The sequence below is a fragment of the Pyxidicoccus caerfyrddinensis genome (assembly GCF_010894405.1).
Lineage (GTDB): Bacteria > Myxococcota > Myxococcia > Myxococcales > Myxococcaceae > Myxococcus > Myxococcus caerfyrddinensis.
The window spans coordinates 72981-90766 of record NZ_JAAIYA010000009.1 but is presented as its reverse complement, the minus strand read 5'-3'; the positions used below and the strand labels follow the sequence as shown (position 1 = coordinate 90766).

Below are 17786 nucleotides of genomic sequence, written 5' to 3'. Positions count from 1 at the left end.
GTGCGTGGGAAAGCGCCGCCGCGCCTTGTCAGGGGGCTTGGGTCCGGGGAGACCCGGAACGTCGGCCCCGGAGCCACTCGCGGACGTGGTCGGCCTCGGCGGAGAAGGTGGCGGCGTCCGAGGCGTAGAAGTCCAGGGCCTGGGTGGCCAGCGCGCGGGCCCGGGGTGCGTCCTTCCACGCCAGGGCCCGGGCGAGCGCGAAGCGCGTCTTCGCGAGGTCCTCTCCCGGGCCGGGGTTGCTCGTGCGAAGGGCGAGCGCGCGCTCCAGCGAGGTGTGGGCCTCGCGCGACTGTCCCTGGGCCAGCAGGGCCTGTCCCAGCGTGGTGAGCGGCGCGGCCACGTCCGGGTGGTCCTTCTGGAAAGCCTCGTAGGCCGCCACGCCGCGCCGGGCGAAGTCCACCGCGTCGCGTGGCCGGCCCTCGCGCAGGGCCAATTCACCGAGCGCCGTCAAATCGGTGGCCGTCTCCGGGTGCGCGGGGCCGTAGGCCTTCAGGTCCAGGTCGAGCGCGCGCTCGCGCAGGGGACGGGCCTCCGCGTAGCGGCCGAGTGCCTCCAGCGCGTCGGCGAGGTTGTTGAGCGGGTAGCTCAGCGTGGCGCTGTCGGGGCCCAGCGCCTGCTCCTCCAGGGTGATGGCCCGGCGCAGGAAGGGCATGCCCTCCTCGAAGCGGCGGCTGGACACGAGGTGATAGCCCACGGCGTTTGCGGCCATGGCCGTCTGCGGATGGTCCGGGCCCATCACCCGCTCCGTCGTCTCCAGCACGCGGCGCAGCAGGCCCGCGGCGCGCTCGGTGTCTGGCGTGCGGGACAGCGCCGCGGCCTCGTTGCGGAGCGACTCCACGGTGAGCAGGTGCTCGGCGCCGAAGTACTTCTCGCGCAGCGCGGCGGAGCGGCCGAAGGCCTCGGCGGCCTGCGCGTACTGGCCCCGGAGGAAGGCGTTGCGGCCGAGGCTCGTCTGGAGCAGCGCCTCCAGTTCCGGAGCACCGCCGGCGCGCTCGATGGAGGAGCGGGCCTGCGCGACGCTCCACTCCTCGAGCGTGGGCTCGGAGGAGACGGTGGTGACGAGGCGCGCGGCGGCGCGGGCGGCGAGCTGGTCATGGCGGAGGGCCTGCGCGGTGAGGAGCGACTCGCGCAGCGCGGCCTGGGCACGCGCCTCGTCGCCCGTGACGAGCCCGAGCCGGCCCTCCAACTCCAGCGCCTCCGCGAGCACCGGCCGGGCGCCGGACGCGCGCGACTGCTCCAGCGCCGTCTTCAGCTCGGCCTGGGCCTGGGCATAGCGGCCCGCGTCCACCAGCGCGGTGGCGCGGTCCACGTGGGTGCGCAGGGACTGCACGCGCTCGCGCTGCTCGGGGGACTCGGGCAGGCCGCGTTGCAGGGCCTCCACGTCCGCGCAGCCGGACACGGGCGGCAGCCGTTGCGCGGTGTCCAGCGCGGAGTCGAGCGACTCCACGTCCGTCTGCGCGAGCACGCCCGTCACCGCGTCGAGCGCGGAGCGGCGCCGGTCCAGGCAGGCCATGCGCAGCGACAGCACCTCGTCGGACTGGTGGCCGCGCACGCGGGTGGCCTCGCAGGCCTCGCGGTGCATGCCGGTCCACTCGCGCGCGAAGCCATCGAGCGCCGCCGCCACGCGGGTGAAGGCCGCGGACGCGTGGGGTCGGCCCGTGGCGGTGAAGGCCTTCTGGACGTCGGCCTTGCGCTGCGCGTCCCAGACGCCGGCCAGCCGAGCCTCCGCGCCGAGGCACGGTGCCTGACGTTGGTTGCCCACCCACCAGGTGACGCCCACCGCGCCGGTGAGCAGCAGCGCGGCGGCGGCCACGACTCCACGGCGGCGCCACGCCACGGACGGGTCCTGGCCGAGCGCGTCCAGCAGCACGGCCATGGATGGGTAGCGCGCCTCGGGGGCGGGAGAGAGGCCGCGCGCGACGGCGCGGAACAGCCAGGCGGGGACGCGGCTGCCACGGGGCGGCGGGCGCACGCGGCCGGCGCTCACCTCGAGGAGGTACTCCGCCGAGCGCTTGCCCTCGAAGGGGAGCTGTTCGTAGAGGGCCTCGTAGAGTGAGGCGCAGAAGCTGAACTGGTCTCCGCGTGCGTCGGTGCGCCCGTCCTCGTGCTGCTCGGGCGGCATGTACGCGGGCGTGCCCATGACGAGGCCGGCCTCGGTGAGGGGCGACTCCAGGAAGTCGTCCTGGAGGATGGGCACCTTCGCGGGTGCGGTGCGCCGGCCTGCCTCCGCCGCCTCGAGGTCCGCGGTGGTGCGCGCCAGCCCGAAGTCCGTCACCTGCGCGCGGCCGTCCTGGCTGACGAGCACGTTGGCGGGCTTGAAGTCGCGGTGCACGAGGCCCGCCGCATGGGCCGCCACGAGTCCCCGCCCGGCCTGGCGGAAGACCTCCAGCACCTCGCGCCAGGTGCGGTGCTCGGCGCGGAGCCAGTGGCGCAGCGACAGGCCGTCCACCAACTCCATGGCGATGAAGACGCGCCCGGCGAAGGTGCCCGCGTCGTGGACGGAGACGACGTTCGGGTGCGAGAGGCGGGCCATGGCCTGGGCTTCGCGCAGCAGGCGCGAGGCACCATCGGCACGTGCCACGGTGTTGGCGTCCGGGTGCAGCAGCTTGATGGCGACGCGCCGGTGCAGCTCCGGGTCATAGGCGCTGTAGACGACGCCCATGCCGCCGGAGCCCAGCTTGTCGAGGATGTGGTAGCGGCCCACCGAGGCGCGCGACGACGGCTCCCGGTCTGCATGGGCCCTGCGTCCGGGGACGGTGGGGATTGCGTCGGAAGGGGAGAAGGGCTCGGGCGGGAGCGGTGCTTCGGGGCTTGCGCGCTCGGGCAGAGGGGCGCGTGGGTTGGCGTTCTGCGGTGGAGCGGGGCGGGCGCTGGCGCCCGGGTGCTGCGAGGGCGGAGGGATGCGTACGCTGGCGCCCTGGGGTGGAGCGGGGGGAGGGACGATCAGCGTCACCTGCGCGGGCGGGGTGGCGGGTGATGCAGCGGGGCCCGCCTCCGACGTCGCGGACGGAGGAGAGGCCGCGGTGCCTGAATCGGCAGGCACGGGCGTTGCGGACCGCTTGCCTTGCTTCGGGGGCGCAGGCTGAGCACCACCGTTGCCAGGAGTCGAAGCTGCCGACGGGGCGGCAGTGACTGACGCGTGTACCGGGTTCGCCCGTGATGCACCCGGGGATGGCGGCGGCGAGACAATCGTCGGTGCTTCGGGCCGCTCAGGCGGCGGCGAGACAATCGTCGCGGGAACGCGCGGCTCGGGCTGCGGCGAGACGAGCGTGGCTGGCTCGGGAGCGACGTTGACCTCCGTGCGCGCCTCCGCGGAGCCCGGGCTCGCACCCGTCCACGCCTTCGAGAGCCGGGCGAGGACGATGGGCTCGGTGACGCCATCCTCATCGACACCGCCCTGCGCGTCGCTTCCCGGTGCGGCGGCATTCCTGCCCGTGACCTCATCCTCCGGCGCGGATACGCGACGGTGCGAAGCAGTGCCCGGAGGCGTCACCCGGGCCAGGAGCGCCGCGCATTGTCGGCACCCCTCCGCATGGCGACGCAGCCGGTTGGCCTCCACGGAGGGAAGCATCCCAGCGGCGAGCGAACGTGCGGTCTTCTCATCGAAGCAGGACACGGCCGGGATGTTCCCCCACGCTCCGTGTCCATGAGAAGGGGCCCACCCCGGGGCCCGGGGACTTGCTTTCCCCAGGAAACTTCAGGCAGGGCCCGCCACCCGCGTGGATTCCCATGCACCGGGCCCGAGACTCCGCTTCCCGTCAGGAGCGACGCGTGCTGCCATGCGGCGCGTCCGGCCGATTCCCCGACAGGAGCCCTCCGTGTCCGCCACTTCGCGTGTCCTCGAGCTCACCTCGCCTCCGCCGCTCGCGCGGGAGTTGCTGCGCGCCGCCGTGGCCCGCCGCCCTTCGCGTCCCGGCGAGGTTCCCCGGCTGGAGGTGAAGCTGCGGCACTTCTCGCCGGACCCGGTCCAGCTCGCGCGCTACCGCGAGGTCTGCGGCTTCCCCGCCGACGGACATCTGCCCTTGCCCTTTCCCCAGGTGCTCGCCGCGCCGCTGCACATCGCGCTGCTGAATCACCCGGACTTTCCCTACCGGCTGCTCGGCATGATTCACGTGCGCAATCGCATCCACCAGCACCGCCGGCTCGCGGAAGGCACCGCGCTCTCCGTGCACACGTGGGTGGAGGGCCAGCGCGAGGTGCGGCAGGGACGCGAGTTGGAGCTGCACACCCACGTCGAAGTGGAAGGCACGCGCGTCTGGAGCGCCCTCACCACCATGCTCCGCCGCCTCCCCAGCGCCGATGCGCGCCCGCGCGAGCCGAAGCCGGTGAGCCCGTCAGCCGTCACGGAAGAGGACACACTCTTCGCGAACAGCCGCCCCGCGAGCTGGACGGTGCCCGAGGACACGGGCCGGAGGTACGCGCGGGCCTCGGGGGACTACAACCCCATCCACCTGTATGCCCTCACCGCGCGCCTCTTCGGCTTCCCGCGCGCCATCGCGCACGGCATGTGGACCGTGGGGCGCTGCGTGGCGGAGATGGGCGAGGCCTCGGAGGCCTCCGCCCTCACGCTCACCTCGGAGTTCCGCCGTCCACTGCTGCTCCCCTCGCGCGTGGTGTTCCAGACGGCCCCGCGAAACGATGGCGCGGTGGCCTACCGCGTGAGAGCAGAGGACGGCCAACCCCACGTCCAGGGAGTGCTGTCTCCGGGCGCCTGAGCCACGTCTGCCCATTCCTCCACCGGTTCTCGCCCCGAGCTTCAGGGCCCCGGAGCCACACCCCGAGGCGGCTTCTGAAACAATGCCCCGGGGCCCACGCCGCGCGAGCGCTCAGCGCGGAATCAGCGAGATGTCATCCAGGTACACCGTGCCCTGGTCCCCGCCCGACGCATCCTGGAAGTACAGGTCCACCAGCGTCCCCGAAGAGATTCCCAGGCTGCTGAACGGGACGGTCACCTTCTGCCACGTGCCCGCGGCAATGGGTGCCGCCAGCGCCGAGTCCAGCGACACCGCCCCGAGCGTCTGCGTGCCGTCATGGAGCACCAGCTGCACGGCCTGTCCGCCCGTGGTGCCGCCGTGCACCCACAGCTCGATGGCCTGGTACCCGGACAGGTCCACCCCCGAGTGGTGGAACATCAGCCCCGACCAGCCATCCGGCTCGAAGCGGATGGCGTTGGAGCCCGCGTGCACCACGCCCGTCTCGTCGAGCGAGTGCGTCGCCCAGCTCCAGTCCTGGAAGCCGCCCTCCAGTGCGTCCGCGTAGATGGGCAGGCCCGCCGTCGGGTCCGGCTCCGTCTTCCCCTCCATCATCGCCACGCCCTGCGACAGCGTGACGGTGCGCGCGCCGCGCGTCCGGATGTAGTCGAGGATGGCCGTGAAGTTGGCCGTCTTGTACTGCGTGTCGCGCGTGGGCGTGCCGTCCACGAACTCGTGGAACACGAGGATGAGCCAGCTCTTCTCGGCGATGGCCTGGTCAATCCACCCGCGCACCGTGGCCACCGTCACCGAGCGCGCCACGTCATTGGCGCGCAGCTCGTACACCACCGTGTCGCGGAAGTTGCGGCCGGCGCTCACGGTGCGGCTGCTGGCGTAGTACTGCTTGATGCCCGTGAGCACGGTGCCGTTGTAGATGCCGTAGGGCACCGCGAAGTGCGGCACTGCGGGCAGGCTCAGGTTGCTCACCAGCCACGCCTGCGAGTCCTGCAGCTCGGAGGTGAGCTGGGGCGCGGTCAGCGTCGTCAGGTCCGGGTGCGTGAGCGTGTGGCTCGCGATGTCGTTGCCCTCGGTGACGAGCGTCCGCACCTGGTTCGTGGTCATGTACCCGCCCCAGCCCTGCGCGAGGGCGTTGGTGATGAGGGCGTAGGTGGCGTCCATGTTCCGCGTGTTGAGCGCCGGACGCGCCTTCGTGTACTGCGTGGCCCAGCCGTCATCCAGGGTGATGGTCACCATCCCCTGTTCGAAGGGATTGGCGGCGGACGCGGGCAGCGCCAGCGCCACGAAGCACAGTGTGACAATCCCTCTCAAAGCCTTGCGTGAGTCCAACATGGTGTTCCCCCTCCCGGCGCCACGCGGGTGTGACGCGGAGGCAGGGGCGATAGCAGACGTCCCGCACGCCGGGCAATCGAGCGGACATGCCTGCCAGTCCTCGCCTGGCGGTCACATCCGGGGCCATAAACCGGCGGAAAAGGATGGGATTCAGGATGCGCTTCACCCTGTTCGTCAGGACTCGCAGCACTTCACGAAAGGGATACGTCACATGAGGAAGATCGCGGCGCTCGCATGCCTGTTGGGACTGCTTGGGGCCCTCCCCGCCACCGCTGCCGAGCTCAAGGACGTATTCGGCAGGGAGGTTCCCATCGGCCAGGGGCGCCCCACGCTGGTGCTCTATGCCAATCGTGGCACTCGTGACGAGCTGCGTCAGAATGTCTACAAGTTCATCTACGGCGTGCGCGAGCAGCGGCCCATCGTCGTGGTGCGCGTGGACCTGCGGGACGTGCCCGGCCTCTTCAAGGGCATGGCGAAGGGTGAAATCAAGAAGAGCCACCAGGAGTCGCTCGACCTGATGAGCAAGGAGTTCCGTGAGCACGGGCAGGCGGCGCCGGCGGAGATGGACGCGTCGCTCTTCATGGTGGCGGACTCCAAGGGTGAGCCTCACCAGTCCGTCGGCCTGAAGAAGGGCTTCGACCAGGTCGTCGCGGCGGTGCTGAACCCCGCCGGGCAGGAAGTGGCCCGAGGCCCCTTCCCGGACAGCGCCCGCAAGCTCAGCCAGGCCATGGGCAACCCGCCGGCCAGGGTGGCCGGCCGTACGCCCTGACGAAGAGTGTCACCGGCCGAGCGCGGGGTGTGGAGGGGCAAGCCCTCCCCCGCCGGAAGCGGCGCGAAAGGGGCAGTCGAGCACGCTGGAGCGCCCGCTGTGGCTCCTGCCCCTCGCGGCTCAGGCGGACAGCGCCGCCGCGCCGCGCTGCCTGCCGAGCTTCAACTGGGAGCGCAGCCACGCCGCCACGGCCTCCGCGCGCTCCGCATCGGACACGTCGACGATGACCTCCCGGCGAGGCCCATCATCTCCGGGGAGCTGAAGGGTGGGGCGGTACGTCGTCCGGATGCCCTTGCCCGTCTTCTGCTGGTGGGGCTCCACCGTGACGGCATGGACTTCGTCCCACGCCACCTCCAGCCGCGCGTTGCGGCCAGAGATGGCAGGCAGGGACAGTCGCCGCGCGCGTGAATCCAGCACGAGGTCGTAGTGGCCGGACTCCACGCGCGCCCGCGTCCACCGAAGCGCATACACCCCCGCGGCCACGACGGCCCCCCAGGTGACGAGGGCCACGGGCAGCGGCGGGTCGAAGCCCGTGGGGATGCCCACGAGGAACACGGACCCGAAGCTCGCGCCGCCCACACCCAAGGCCCCAGCGAGCTTCGGCGAGATGTCATTGAACGCCACGTGCAGTCTGCCTTCCTTCTGCACGGGCACCACCGCCGTGTCCTCCGGCCGCCGGCCCCGGAACCCGCCGAGCGCCATGCCCACCATCACCAGGTTGAAGGGCATGAGGAACAGCAGCACGAGGAGGTCTCCCCCGTGGATGCCGGGCTCCAGCACGGAGTCGCTGCCATCCGGAGCGTGGAACACCGTGACGGGCGAGCCCACGGGGTAGCGCCGCACCAGCGCCTCCGCCGCACCGCTGTTGGAGGTGCTCCAGCTGGAGAAGCGGTGCTGGTTACCCTCGTACGGCCTGCCGTCGACGGAGTAGCTGTAGCGCACGGCCAGCTTGTACGTGGTGCTCTTGCTGCCCCGGGACGCGCTGACGGAGCTGTGGGTGATGGTGCCCTGGGCCGCGGGCCAGGCCGTCGCCCGGAGGCTCTTCACCATGCCGTGGAGGGCAAGCCCATCCACCGTCAGGGTGATGAGAGACCAGAAGAGCAGCAGGAACGCGAAGAAGAGGGTCGGGCCCGTCTTGCGGAGCATGGGCCAATCCTAGCCTGAGCGCGGGCGGCCTCCGTCTCAGCTCCCCGTGGCGGGCGGCTCCGCGGGGGGACGCGAAATCCACGCGGCGATGAACACGTCCAGCTCGCCGCGCATCACGTCCTTCACGCGCGGGCTGCCGGCGCCGGTGCGCGGGTCCTCCACGCGGGCGCCCCGGCCCACGTAGTAGCGCCGGGCCTCGTCCGTGGAGCCACCCTGGCCGGCCACACAGCGCGCGGCGATGTCCTTCAGTTCATCCAGCTCGCCCGCGCCGGTGAGGGTGAGCACGCGTCCGGTGGACTCGTCCTTCACCGTCACCTCCGTGCGCACGCGCTGCAGGTAGGAGCCCTCGTGGCTCTTCACCGGCCGGCCCTGCACGTCCAGCAGCTCCAGGTCGCCTTCCTCCAGCGCGCCGCCGCGGTGCACGCGCACGTACGCGCGCTGGCGCTTCTCGTCCTCCAGGCGCCGGTGCAGGCCCGCCTCGCCCGCGAGGAAGCCGTACGCGCCCGGGCCGGCGATGCGCACCACCACGCGCGCGGGCTCCTCCGCCTCGGCCACCGCCACGGCCTCGTAGCCGCGCCGCTGCGCCCAGCCCAGGTACATGGTGGCCAGCTCCTGCACCCACGCGTCCTGCGCCTCCGCCGCGTCGCTGGCGCAGATGTCCACCAGCGCCTCGTTGTCCTGCTGCGTGGCTCCGGACGCGTGCAGCGCCTCGGCCATCTGCACCTCGCGCGCGACGTCCTCCACCTGCTTCGCCGCGGAGGCGAGCTGCACCTCGTTCTTCGCCTCGCGCACCAGCCGGCGCGCGAAGAGGCACGCGGCCTCCAGCCGCTCCAACTCGTTGAGGTGCGCCTCCACCGAGCGGAAGGCGCGGATGACCTCCGCCGCGCGCGTGGGGTCATCCCAGAGGTTGGGCGCCTGCGTCTCCGCCAGCAGCGCCGCGCGCCGGGTCTCCAGCTCCGGCCGGCCCGAGGACACCGCCAGCGCGCGCGTCTTGCCCACCAGCCGGTCCATCTCGAACAGGAGCGACTTGCGGTCCAGCCGCCGCTTCACCGGGGCCGCGCGGGCGGACGGCAGGAGCAGCTGCGCGGTGGGGGAGGGCGGCGCGGCGGGGGGCTCGGCCACGGCCACCACCCGGCTTCCGGGCCGCGTCTCCACCCGCACCGGTGTGCCCGGAGGCAGCGGCTTGCGCGCAATCTCCACCGCCAGCGCCGCGGTGAGTGTCTTCTCGATTTCGCGCTGCAGGTAGCGCGCGCCGAACTGCGGCGAGTAGCCGCGCTCCACCAGCAGGTCCACCACCTGCGGTGTCACCTCCACGTCCAGCGAGCGCGCGCGGATGCCCTCGCGCTCCAGCACGCGGCCCACCTCGCGCTGGGCAATCTTGCGGATGTCCACCTTGGACAGCGGCCGGAAGTGACAGATGGCGTCGAAGCGGTTGAGGAACTCCGGGCGGAAGGACTCGCCGATGCGGCGGTCCACCTCCGTCACCATCTCCTCCGCGCGCTTGTGGCCCACGAAGCCCATGCCCGACTCGCGGTACACCTCCGCGCCCACGTTGGACGTGGCGACGATGAGCGTGTTGTTGCACGACACCGTCTCACCCGCCCCGTTGACGAAAGTGCCCTCGTCGAAGAGCTGGAGGAAGCGGTCGTGCACGCTGCGCGCCGCCTTCTCGAACTCGTCGAGCAGCAGCACGGTGAACACTTTTCCATCGAGCAGCGCGCTCAGCTCGCCCCGCCGCGTCTCCAGCGCGGGGGCCCACGCCGCGCCGAAGGGGACGCTCTCGTCACCGTCGTTGGGGTAGTCCGCCATGTTCAGGCGCACCAGCCTGTCCGCCGAGCCGAAGAGGTACTCCGCCAAGAGCTTCGCCAGCTGCGTCTTGCCCACACCGGTGGGGCCCGCGAAGAGGAACACACCCAGCGGGCGGCGCGGGTCATTGAGGCCCGCCTTGAGCAGCGCCACCGAGCGCAGCACCGCGCCCACCGCGTCCGTCTGGCCGAGCAGCCGCTCCCCGAAGAAGCGCTCCGTCTCGTCCAAATCCAGCGGCATCGCGTCGTCCACCACGAAGCGCGGCAGGCGCGTGGCGGAACAGAAGCGGGTGAGCACGTCCTCGGGACCGACATGGTCCTTGGCCGCGCTCGCGGCCTCCGCCGCCGTCTCCTTGAGCAGCTCAATCGCCTTGCGCGGCATCCGCTGCGCGAGCAGGAACTTGGCCGACAGGCGCAGGGCGAGGTCACACGCGGCCGGGTCGATGGGCAGCCGCAGCTCCTTCTCCAGCTCCTCCGCCACGCGTCCCAGCACCCAGCGCGCCTTCTCCAGCGGGGGCTCGTGCAGGGGCAGCAGGTGGAGCCGCTCGGCGAGCGCCTCGTCCGAGCGCAGCAGCTCCTGCACGCGCTTGGGCTCGGTCTCGAAGATGAAGCGCAGGCCGCCGGTGCGCAGCGCGCGCACGGCCACCGGGGCCAGGGGGCCACCGAGGGCCGCCGGCAAGTCGCGGATGTAGACGATGGGACAGGAGTGACGGCCCAGGTGCGCGAGCAGCTCCTCGAAGCTCTCCGCGGCCTGGCGCTGGGTGCTGCGCGCGAGGATGTTGGCGACGGACACCTCCACCAGCCGTCCCTGGGCCAGCTCGGCGTCCACGCGCCCTTCCGCGATGCGGCGCGCCACCTCCTGGACGAGGGCGCTCTTGCCCACGCCGGGCTCGCCCGCCAGCAGCGGGTGCTTGCCGCCCCGGGTGAGCAGGCCGAGCACCTCCGTCACGGCGGCGTCCACGCCGTGGGCGGCCGGCAGCTTGCCCTCCCGCGCCAGCGCGGTGAGGTCGCGGTCGATGAGCCGTTCCTGGTCCTCGCTCTTCCTCGTCGCCATGTCGTCAGACGCCCCCTCGCCGGTTGCGCACTCTAACCTTGCTGAACCGCCGTGGTGAGCGCGCAATCCCGAGGAGTCGCCAGCGGGCCCCGGAAGGCCGGGGCCGGGCGGCGAGTGGCCGCTCTCAGGGTGTCGGGGCGGGCGCCGGCCCAGGCCGGGCCGGGGGAATGGCCCGCAGGTACTCGTAGATGGCCCGCAGGTCCGCGTCCCGCATCATCCCGTAGATGGGCCAGGGCATCACCTGGAGGATGTCCCCGCTCGGCTCCCGGCCGGTTCGCATCAGGGCGAGGAACTCCTCATAGGTGAGACCCGCTGGCAGGCCCTGCGCGTCGGGGGTGAGGTTCCGGGACACCACACCACCCGGAAGGAAGAGCATTCCGCCCGCCAGGAAGTTCTCGGTGTTCACCTGCGTCGGCTCTCCCAGGAAGGGGTTGCCGCCGGGGGCATAGGGCGGGTTGGTGTGGCAGTCATTGCAGGCGGCCTGGGAGTTGACGATGTAGCTGCCCAGTCCCACCAGGTCCCGGTCCAGCCCCGTCAGGTTGACGGGCACCGGCGAGTGCATCAGTCCCATCTCGATGCGCTCGCGGTCCTCGGCTCCCACCGGGACCTGACTCTGCTCGTCCTGTGGAAGGTCCGACGTGGTGCCGTCCGACCCGCAGCCGAGGGCAAGTCCCGTCGTGACGGTGAGCAACCCCAGCCCCGCCGCCGCCCAGTGGCCCATCCGGAAGTCCTTCATGTGCGCGCATCCTTTCCCTGCTCCCGGGAGGTCCCGGTGGCGGGAGGCTAGGGACGGCGAGGCGCGCGGCCATGCTGCGTGCCGGTGTGGGGGCCGAGTCGCCCGGTGTACACCCGAAGCACGGCACTGCCCCACGGGGCATGGAAAGCGGAAGTCGGAGGACTCGAACCTCAAGCCGGAGTTCCGGCTCGCACCCGTTAGCAGCGGGGCCAGGCGCCATCGCCAGTCCAACTTCCAGAAAAGACGGAGCAGGGTGGAGTCGAACCACGAGCCCACGAGGGGCTCTCCTGGTTTCCAACCAGGCGACCGGCCACCCGGTCTGCATGCTCCAGAGAAGACAGCGGAAGGCAGGGGACTCGAACCCCAAGCGCAGTGCGCTCGCACCGTTTTCGAAACGGGCCGCCGGCCTCCGGCGTCGACCTCCCAGGTGAAAAGTGCCGGCAGCAGCGTTCCCGCCTGCCGGCGCGCGGGGAGGTCCGCGTGGAGCGGGAGGCCCACCTCTGGTGGGACTTCCTAGGGGCCACCTCTGGTGGTTCCCCTATTGCTCCGCGACCTCACTCCTCCAGCTCCACGTGCCAGTACGCCATGTCACCCAGGAACTTGGCCCACGACACGGGCATGCCCTTCTCGAACAGGAAGGTCAGGTGCAGTGCCTCGGGCAGCTTCTTCGGCTTCGCCGGCGTGCTGCGCAGCGCCATCTTCGCCACCACCGGCGTGCGGTTGCCCTTCTTCTGGTTGCAGGGCACACACGCGATGACGACGTTCTCCCAGCAGGTCTTGCCACCCTGCGCGCGGGGGAGGACGTGGTCGTACGTGGCCTCGGGCCGCGACACCTTGCTGCCGCAGTACTGGCAGCGGCAGTTGTCGCGCAGGTACACGTTCTCCCGGCTGAACTTCACGCCCTTGGGACCCCGGCGCAGCCCGCGGATGAAGCGGATGACGGACGGCATCTTCACCGCCACCGTCACCGAGCGCACGAAGCGGTCCTCGTACTCCTCGACCACCTCGACCTTGCCCTGGAAGATCAACATCACCGCGCGCTGCCAGGGGACCCGCGCGACGGGCTCGTAGGATTGACTCAGTACCAGCGTCTCCATGACACGGCGCCTCTCGGGTTGATGTCCACGGCGAGATTCGAACTCGCACTCGGCCGGGTTTGAGCCGGCGGCCTCTCCCAATTGGGCTACGTGGACGTGCTTCGGGAGCTTCTTCTGACCACACCTCTGTACGACTCACTGCGACTGCATGTGCACGCCCCGGGGATCGAACCCGGCAGATACGGTGTGTGGGACCGTCGCCGTCTCCAGCTGGCTCGGCGTGCATGAAAGTTGCGGAGCAGGGAGTCGAACCCTGCGACCCGGGCTTATGAGGCCTGGTGGGACGTCCGGTCCCACTCCGCATCAAAGACGTTGGTATGTGCTCCCGGCAGGACTCGAACCTGCGACCGTGCGCTTAGGACGCGCCCGCTCTGAATCCACTGAGCTACGGAAGCGTGTGGCAGTTGCCTCTGGCAGGGCTCGAACCTGCGGCCTCACGGTTCGGAACCGTGCGCTCTCATCCAACTGAGCTACAGAGGCGTGAAGTGGAACCACCGGGATTCGAACCCGGACATCTCGGGTGCAAGCCGAGCGCTCTCCCATTGAGCCATGGCCCCATGAAACGGTACCGCGGTGCGACGAGTGCTCCCGGTCGGGTTCGAACCGACGACCCCCGGTTTACGAAACCGGTGCTGCTACCAGCTGAGCTACAGGAGCGTCTGAGACAGGCCGCCAGGGTGTTGATCCCCGCTGGCTTCGATTTGGAGTCGAGGCTGCTCCCCGGAGCGCGGCCTATGAAGGTGCTGCTTGCTGCGTGCTGCGAGTGCCGGCCCCCGGAATCGAACCGAGTCCTCCTGTGCTTCAGACAGGCGCGCGGACCACCTACGCCAGGCCGGCAGATGCTTCTTGTGAGACGGAGAGGCCAGTGCGGGAGTCGAACCCGCCTCAAACGGTTTTGCAGACCGCTGCCGCCCCAGGCGGAACAGGCCATGTGAATCAGCTCCCCGGGAAGGACTCGAACCTTCAACCCCGCGGTTAACAGCCGCGTGCTCTGCCATTGAGCTACCGGGGAATGTGCTGCGCTTGCTGCGTGCTATCGAGAACCAGGGGCAGGAATCGAACCTGCGCTTGCGGAGTCAGAATCCGCCGTCGTAGCCGTTTGACCACCCTGGTAGAGAAGACGTGAAAGCGGGTGACGGGATTCGAACCCGTGTCGTCGGTATGGGACACCGAAGTCCTGCCGCTGGACGACACCCGCGTGAGTACCTCCGGAGGGATTCGAACCCTCACCGCCCGGGTAAGAGCCGGGTGCTCAGCCGTTGAGCTACGGAGGTGTTTGCGTGCCGCCCCTGGAGTGAGCGGGCGGCGTGCTTTCACCACTGCGATTCAGTTGTCAGAGAGTTGCTGCTGGTTGACCAGAGGGAATCGAACCCTCTTCCCCGGGGTCACATCCCGGTGGCTCACCATTCGCCGTTGGCCAACATGAAGTCGGGGCACCCGGAGTCGAACCGGGACCGCCCGCTTATCAAGCGGGAGCTCTGCCTTTGAGCCATACCCCGTGCACTGCAATGTGTTGCGTATCTGGGTGACAGGATTTGAACCTGCGGCCTCACGGACCCGAACCGTGCGCTCTGGCCAGACTGAGCTACACCCAGGAGTGGTGCTGCGAATCTGCGGTGATGGGGACGCTGGGAGTCGAACCCAGCGGGCCCTCTCGGGCTCCAGCTCTACAGGCTGGCGCGTCTCCGTAACGCTCTACGTCCCCGGATGGAGCGGGAGCCCAAAAGCCGAGAGGCCGGGGTCCCTTTGGGGAGCCCGGCCTCTGCATGGCTTCGCGTGTCGGAGACACGACGGGAGCGTCAGCAGGAGTCGGGCGAGAGGCCGTGATACGAGCGGAGTCCCACGGAAAAGCTTGGGACGGCGGCGGGGCGCATGCACGGGAGGACAGAGATGCTGTGCCAGGGGTTGTTCTTCAACTGGGACTGCGTCGGGCTCTTCCGGTTCGTCGTATTCATGGCCACCGCTCCTTTCATGGGGGACTGACGCGGCGATAATTCGTCCCTGACAGCGCTCTGATTTCTTTTCCGTGCGGGGCCCTCCGAGCCCGCGCCTGCTCGGCGGTGTGTCCCGCCGGGGCCAGGGGCCGGTGCCTACGTTTGCGGGCATGAGCAAACCGATGAGGCCCGAGGGGAAGCAGGTCACGGACGCCAGCGCCACTGAAGGAGGGGCAGGCCAGGCAGTGGCGAAGGAGGGGGCGGAAGCCTCCCCGCCCGGTGCCTGGAACGGCCACATCCCCGAGGGCTTCACCGAGCGCTTCGCCGACGTCAACGGCGTCCGGCTGCACTACCTCACGGGTGGCCAGGGCAGTCCGGTGGTCCTGCTCCATGGCTATACGCAGACGGGCTACGCGTGGCACTCCCTCATGCCGTTGCTCGTCCGGCGGCACACGGTCATCGTCCCGGACCTGCGCGGTGCAGGGGGCTCGGACAAGCCGGTGTCCGGCTACGACAAGAAGAACATGGCCGTGGACATCCACGAATTGGTGTCGTCCCTGGGGTTCGAGCGCGTCACCATCGTCGGGCACGACATTGGAATGATGGTGGCCTATGCCTTCGCCGCGCAGTCCCCGGAGGCGACCGAGCGCGTGGTGCTGATGGATGCCTTCCTGCCCGGGATTGGGAACTGGAGGAACTTCGGGCTCGCGAAGGACACGTGGCACTTCCACTTCTTCGGCGAAGTGCCGCTGGCCCTGGTCCAGGGGCGCGAGCGCATCTACTTCGAGCACTTCTGGAATGACTTCGCGGCCGACCCCCAACACTCGGTGCCGGAGGAGGACCGCCGCATCTACACGGCGGCCTACGCGCAGCCGGGAGGCATGCGCGCCGGCATGGAGTACTTCCGCGACTTCGAGCGGGATGCCCGGGACTTCGCCCAATTGGGCACGAAGCGCCTGGAGATGCCGGTGCTGGTCCTCGCCGGCGAGAAGTCCGGCGGCAGGTTCCTCATCGAACAGGTCGAGCAGGTGGCTTCCGATGTCCGGGGCGAGGTGGTGACGGGCTCTGGGCACTGGCTGATGGAGGAGGCGCCCGGGAAGGTGATTCCCGCCATCAGCGGGTTCGTCGACGCTTCCGCCTGAGGCCGCGCCCTGGCGCCGTAAGGGAGAGCAGGGGGAAGAAGCGTCGCGCAGGAGGGGTTGCTCAGGAGGAGGTCGAGATGCCCACGTTGTCGCTGCCAGCCCAGGGGAAGCACCACACCCGCCGGGCCGGGCTGCGCCTTCGTTCGTGCATCCGTCACCGGGCAGCCGCCTGGCTCCTCGCTCGCGCAGGGACGCCTCGCTCGTAGAGGGGTCTCGCGCTTGCTGAGTGGAGCTCGTGCTCGCCGCACCGCGTGACAGCACGCGGGAGTGCCGTGCCGTGGGGCCCCGCCCCACATGTCGCTCCGACCTTCCCCCCTGAGTCGTCATCCCACCCCCTGCCCCCGGGAGAGCCATGCGCTACCTCGCCCTTGCCATGAACCTGGATGGAACCCTTGCGACCGGCGGCCGTGCCGATGAGGCCGCGCTGGCGGCGCTCTCGCGCCTGCGCCACACCGGGCGCCGCGTCATCCTGGTCACCTCGCGGAGGCTCGCGGACCTCACGTCTGTCTTCTCGTCCCTGGAGCTCTTCGACTGTGTCGTCGCGGAGAACGGCGCGCTCCTCTACTGGCCCGCGCGCCGCGAGAGCACGGCCCTGTGCCGCCCGGTTCCCGAGTCCTTCGTCCGCGCGATGCTCCAGCGTGGTGTCACCCCGCTCGTGCGCGGACAGGCGGTGGTCTACGCCCCGCGCGCCCAGGCCGGCGCGTTCGTGGAGGCCGTGGGCGAGCTGGGCCTCGAGCTGCAGGTCATCTTCGCCGGGGAGCGCGTTCTCGCCGTGCCGCCGGGCATCAACAAGGGAGAGGGACTGCGTGAGGCCCTGCTGTCGCTCGGGATGTCGGTGCACGAGGTCGTCAGCCTCGGCGCCGGTGCCAACGACCACTCGCTGCTCGACGTGAGTGAGTGCGCGGTGGCCGTCGCCAACGCCCTGCCGGCGCTCAAGGAGCGGGCCGCCTTCACGACGCGCGGCGCGGCGGGCGCGGGGGTGGTCGAGCTCGTCGAGGAGCTGGTCCAGCACGACCTCCGGACGGACGGGGTGTGGACACCTCAAGACTCGCTGACCCTCGGGTATGGCCCGTCGGGTGAGCGCGTGGGCATCCCCGCGTACGGAGAGAACCTCCTCGTCGTCGGACCGCGCGGTGACGAGGGGGCCAGCTACGTGCAGGGCTTCCTCGAGCGCCTCCTCCAGCGGAGGTACCAGCCCTGCGTCATCGACTGCATCGGGGACTTCGAGCCGCGCGACGACATGGTGAAGCTGGGCGACAGGCTGCACGTCCCCCGGGTGTCCCAGGTGATGGCGGCGCTGACGGCCCCTGCCGTGAAGCCCGTGGTGAGCCTCGCCGCGCTGGCGCCCGAGGCGCAGCCCGGCTTCTTCCGCGAGCTGCTGCCGGCGCTCGAGGGGATGCGGCTGCGGACGGGGCGCCCCCACTGGCTCATCGTCAACGGCGCGCAGCGCCTGTGGCCCGCCGGAGCGCGGGACGCGCTTCGCGACGCGCCGAAGCTCGGGGAGACACTCCTGCGGGTCGAAGACCCGGGCGCGGTGGCGCGCCCCATCCTCGAGCAGATGGATGTAGCGGTGGGCGTGGGGCCGGCGCCTGCCCGGGCCCTCCAGCAGCTCGCCGGTGCAATCGAGGAGACGGCGCTGCACCTGCCCCTGTCCGCGGGGGCGGAGCATGCGGTGCTCGCCTGGTTCATCGCGGAAGGGCGCTGGCCGCTGCGGCTCCGGGCCCCGCCGCGGCGGGCCGAGCGCCTGCGCCGTGTCCCCGAGCAGGTGGAGGGGGACCTGGGCGCGCTCGGCTTCACCTTCCGGGGCCGTCGCGGGCGGACCAGCCCGCGAGCCCACAACCTGCGCGCCTTCTGCCGCCTGGCGGCGCAGGTGGACGACGACACCTGGCTCTTCCACCTCTGGAACGGAGACTTCTCACGCTGGCTCCGGGACGTTCTGCACGACGACGCGCTCGCCCGGAAGGTCGCCGCCATCGAGTGCCGCTACGAGCTGCCCGCGTCGGACAGCCGCCGCGAGGTGTGCGGCGCCATCACCCACCATTACGCGCTGGCGGCCTGAGGC

Annotated in this window: 10 protein-coding genes and 17 tRNA genes; 4 read left to right on the top strand and 23 right to left on the bottom strand. The window is 70.9% G+C overall.

Annotation, left to right across the window (positions count from 1 at the left end):
* Window positions 1-28 precede the first annotated feature (28 nt).
* The gene (locus tag G4D86_RS22600; RefSeq protein ID WP_240360414.1) at window positions 29-3043 is read right to left on the bottom strand and encodes a serine/threonine-protein kinase; all 3015 of its coding nucleotides are present in this window, start codon (window positions 3041-3043) and stop codon (window positions 29-31) included.
* Window positions 3044-3818: 775 nt separating this feature from the next.
* Here G4D86_RS22600 and G4D86_RS22595 point away from each other — a divergent pair.
* Window positions 3819-4715: a MaoC/PaaZ C-terminal domain-containing protein gene (locus tag G4D86_RS22595; protein ID WP_163996070.1), complete on the top strand. Its 897-nt coding sequence runs from the start codon at window positions 3819-3821 to the stop codon at window positions 4713-4715.
* 111 nt (window positions 4716-4826) lie between these two features.
* On the opposite strand, the gene G4D86_RS22590 is transcribed toward G4D86_RS22595, so the two are convergent.
* Window positions 4827-6041 (bottom strand): polysaccharide deacetylase family protein, encoded by a 1215-nt coding sequence (locus G4D86_RS22590; RefSeq protein WP_163996069.1) that lies wholly within the window; start codon window positions 6039-6041, stop codon window positions 4827-4829.
* 211 nt (window positions 6042-6252) lie between these two features.
* Between G4D86_RS22590 and G4D86_RS22585 the strand changes: the two genes are divergently transcribed.
* Entirely contained in the window at window positions 6253-6810 is a 558-nt protein-coding gene (locus G4D86_RS22585; RefSeq protein ID WP_163996068.1) for a hypothetical protein, read from the top strand.
* Between the two features lie 120 nt (window positions 6811-6930).
* On the opposite strand, the gene G4D86_RS22580 is transcribed toward G4D86_RS22585, so the two are convergent.
* The 21 genes from G4D86_RS22580 to G4D86_RS22480 form a co-directional block, all read right to left on the bottom strand.
* The gene (locus G4D86_RS22580) at window positions 6931-7956 is read right to left on the bottom strand and encodes a DUF3592 domain-containing protein (RefSeq protein ID WP_163996067.1); all 1026 of its coding nucleotides are present in this window, start codon (window positions 7954-7956) and stop codon (window positions 6931-6933) included.
* Between the two features lie 36 nt (window positions 7957-7992).
* Entirely contained in the window at window positions 7993-10815 is a 2823-nt protein-coding gene (locus tag G4D86_RS22575) for an AAA family ATPase (RefSeq protein WP_163996066.1), read from the bottom strand.
* A gap of 124 nt (window positions 10816-10939) precedes the next feature.
* A complete protein-coding gene (locus tag G4D86_RS22570; RefSeq protein WP_163996065.1) occupies window positions 10940-11551 on the bottom strand; it encodes a cytochrome C in 612 nt (203 codons plus the stop codon).
* A gap of 244 nt (window positions 11552-11795) precedes the next feature.
* Window positions 11796-11881, bottom strand: a tRNA-Ser gene (locus G4D86_RS22565).
* A gap of 224 nt (window positions 11882-12105) precedes the next feature.
* Window positions 12106-12648 (bottom strand): HNH endonuclease, encoded by a 543-nt coding sequence (locus G4D86_RS22560; RefSeq protein WP_163996064.1) that lies wholly within the window; start codon window positions 12646-12648, stop codon window positions 12106-12108.
* 22 nt (window positions 12649-12670) lie between these two features.
* Window positions 12671-12744, bottom strand: a tRNA-Leu gene (locus G4D86_RS22555).
* 135 nt (window positions 12745-12879) lie between these two features.
* Window positions 12880-12951: transfer RNA gene (locus G4D86_RS22550), tRNA-Met, on the bottom strand.
* A 17-nt stretch (window positions 12952-12968) separates the two neighbouring features.
* A tRNA-Arg gene (locus G4D86_RS22545) sits at window positions 12969-13043 on the bottom strand.
* A gap of 10 nt (window positions 13044-13053) precedes the next feature.
* Window positions 13054-13128 (bottom strand) — tRNA-Arg (locus G4D86_RS22540).
* 6 nt (window positions 13129-13134) lie between these two features.
* A tRNA-Ala gene (locus G4D86_RS22535) sits at window positions 13135-13205 on the bottom strand.
* A gap of 26 nt (window positions 13206-13231) precedes the next feature.
* Window positions 13232-13305: transfer RNA gene (locus G4D86_RS22530), tRNA-Thr, on the bottom strand.
* A 107-nt stretch (window positions 13306-13412) separates the two neighbouring features.
* Window positions 13413-13485, bottom strand: a tRNA-Phe gene (locus G4D86_RS22525).
* 22 nt (window positions 13486-13507) lie between these two features.
* Window positions 13508-13577 (bottom strand) — tRNA-Cys (locus G4D86_RS22520).
* An 11-nt stretch (window positions 13578-13588) separates the two neighbouring features.
* Window positions 13589-13660 (bottom strand) — tRNA-Asn (locus G4D86_RS22515).
* A 29-nt stretch (window positions 13661-13689) separates the two neighbouring features.
* Window positions 13690-13761: transfer RNA gene (locus G4D86_RS22510), tRNA-Gln, on the bottom strand.
* A gap of 14 nt (window positions 13762-13775) precedes the next feature.
* Window positions 13776-13846, bottom strand: a tRNA-Gly gene (locus G4D86_RS22505).
* A 5-nt stretch (window positions 13847-13851) separates the two neighbouring features.
* Window positions 13852-13922, bottom strand: a tRNA-Lys gene (locus G4D86_RS22500).
* Between the two features lie 74 nt (window positions 13923-13996).
* Window positions 13997-14068, bottom strand: a tRNA-His gene (locus G4D86_RS22495).
* An 8-nt stretch (window positions 14069-14076) separates the two neighbouring features.
* A tRNA-Ile gene (locus G4D86_RS22490) sits at window positions 14077-14147 on the bottom strand.
* Between the two features lie 21 nt (window positions 14148-14168).
* A tRNA-Pro gene (locus tag G4D86_RS22485) sits at window positions 14169-14243 on the bottom strand.
* 25 nt (window positions 14244-14268) lie between these two features.
* Window positions 14269-14353 (bottom strand) — tRNA-Tyr (locus G4D86_RS22480).
* Window positions 14354-14827: 474 nt separating this feature from the next.
* Between G4D86_RS22480 and G4D86_RS22475 the strand changes: the two genes are divergently transcribed.
* Together G4D86_RS22475 and G4D86_RS22470 are read left to right on the top strand one after the other, a co-directional pair.
* Window positions 14828-15724, top strand: coding sequence for an alpha/beta fold hydrolase (locus G4D86_RS22475; protein ID WP_240360413.1), 897 nt, complete (start codon window positions 14828-14830; stop codon window positions 15722-15724).
* Between the two features lie 352 nt (window positions 15725-16076).
* Entirely contained in the window at window positions 16077-17783 is a 1707-nt protein-coding gene (locus G4D86_RS22470; protein ID WP_163996063.1) for an HAD family hydrolase, read from the top strand.
* The last annotated feature ends 3 nt before the right edge of the window (window positions 17784-17786 follow it).

Coding starts and splice junctions, on each gene's coding strand:
- G4D86_RS22590 (WP_163996069.1), bottom strand. CDS start 6,041: ATGTTGGACTCACGCAAGGCTTTGAGAGGGATTGTCACACTGTGCTTC.
- G4D86_RS22585 (WP_163996068.1), top strand. CDS start 6,253: ATGAGGAAGATCGCGGCGCTCGCATGCCTGTTGGGACTGCTTGGGGCC.
- G4D86_RS22580 (WP_163996067.1), bottom strand. CDS start 7,956: ATGCTCCGCAAGACGGGCCCGACCCTCTTCTTCGCGTTCCTGCTGCTC.
- G4D86_RS22575 (WP_163996066.1), bottom strand. CDS start 10,815: ATGGCGACGAGGAAGAGCGAGGACCAGGAACGGCTCATCGACCGCGAC.
- G4D86_RS22570 (WP_163996065.1), bottom strand. CDS start 11,551: ATGAAGGACTTCCGGATGGGCCACTGGGCGGCGGCGGGGCTGGGGTTG.
- G4D86_RS22560 (WP_163996064.1), bottom strand. CDS start 12,648: ATGGAGACGCTGGTACTGAGTCAATCCTACGAGCCCGTCGCGCGGGTC.
- G4D86_RS22470 (WP_163996063.1), top strand. CDS start 16,077: ATGCGCTACCTCGCCCTTGCCATGAACCTGGATGGAACCCTTGCGACC.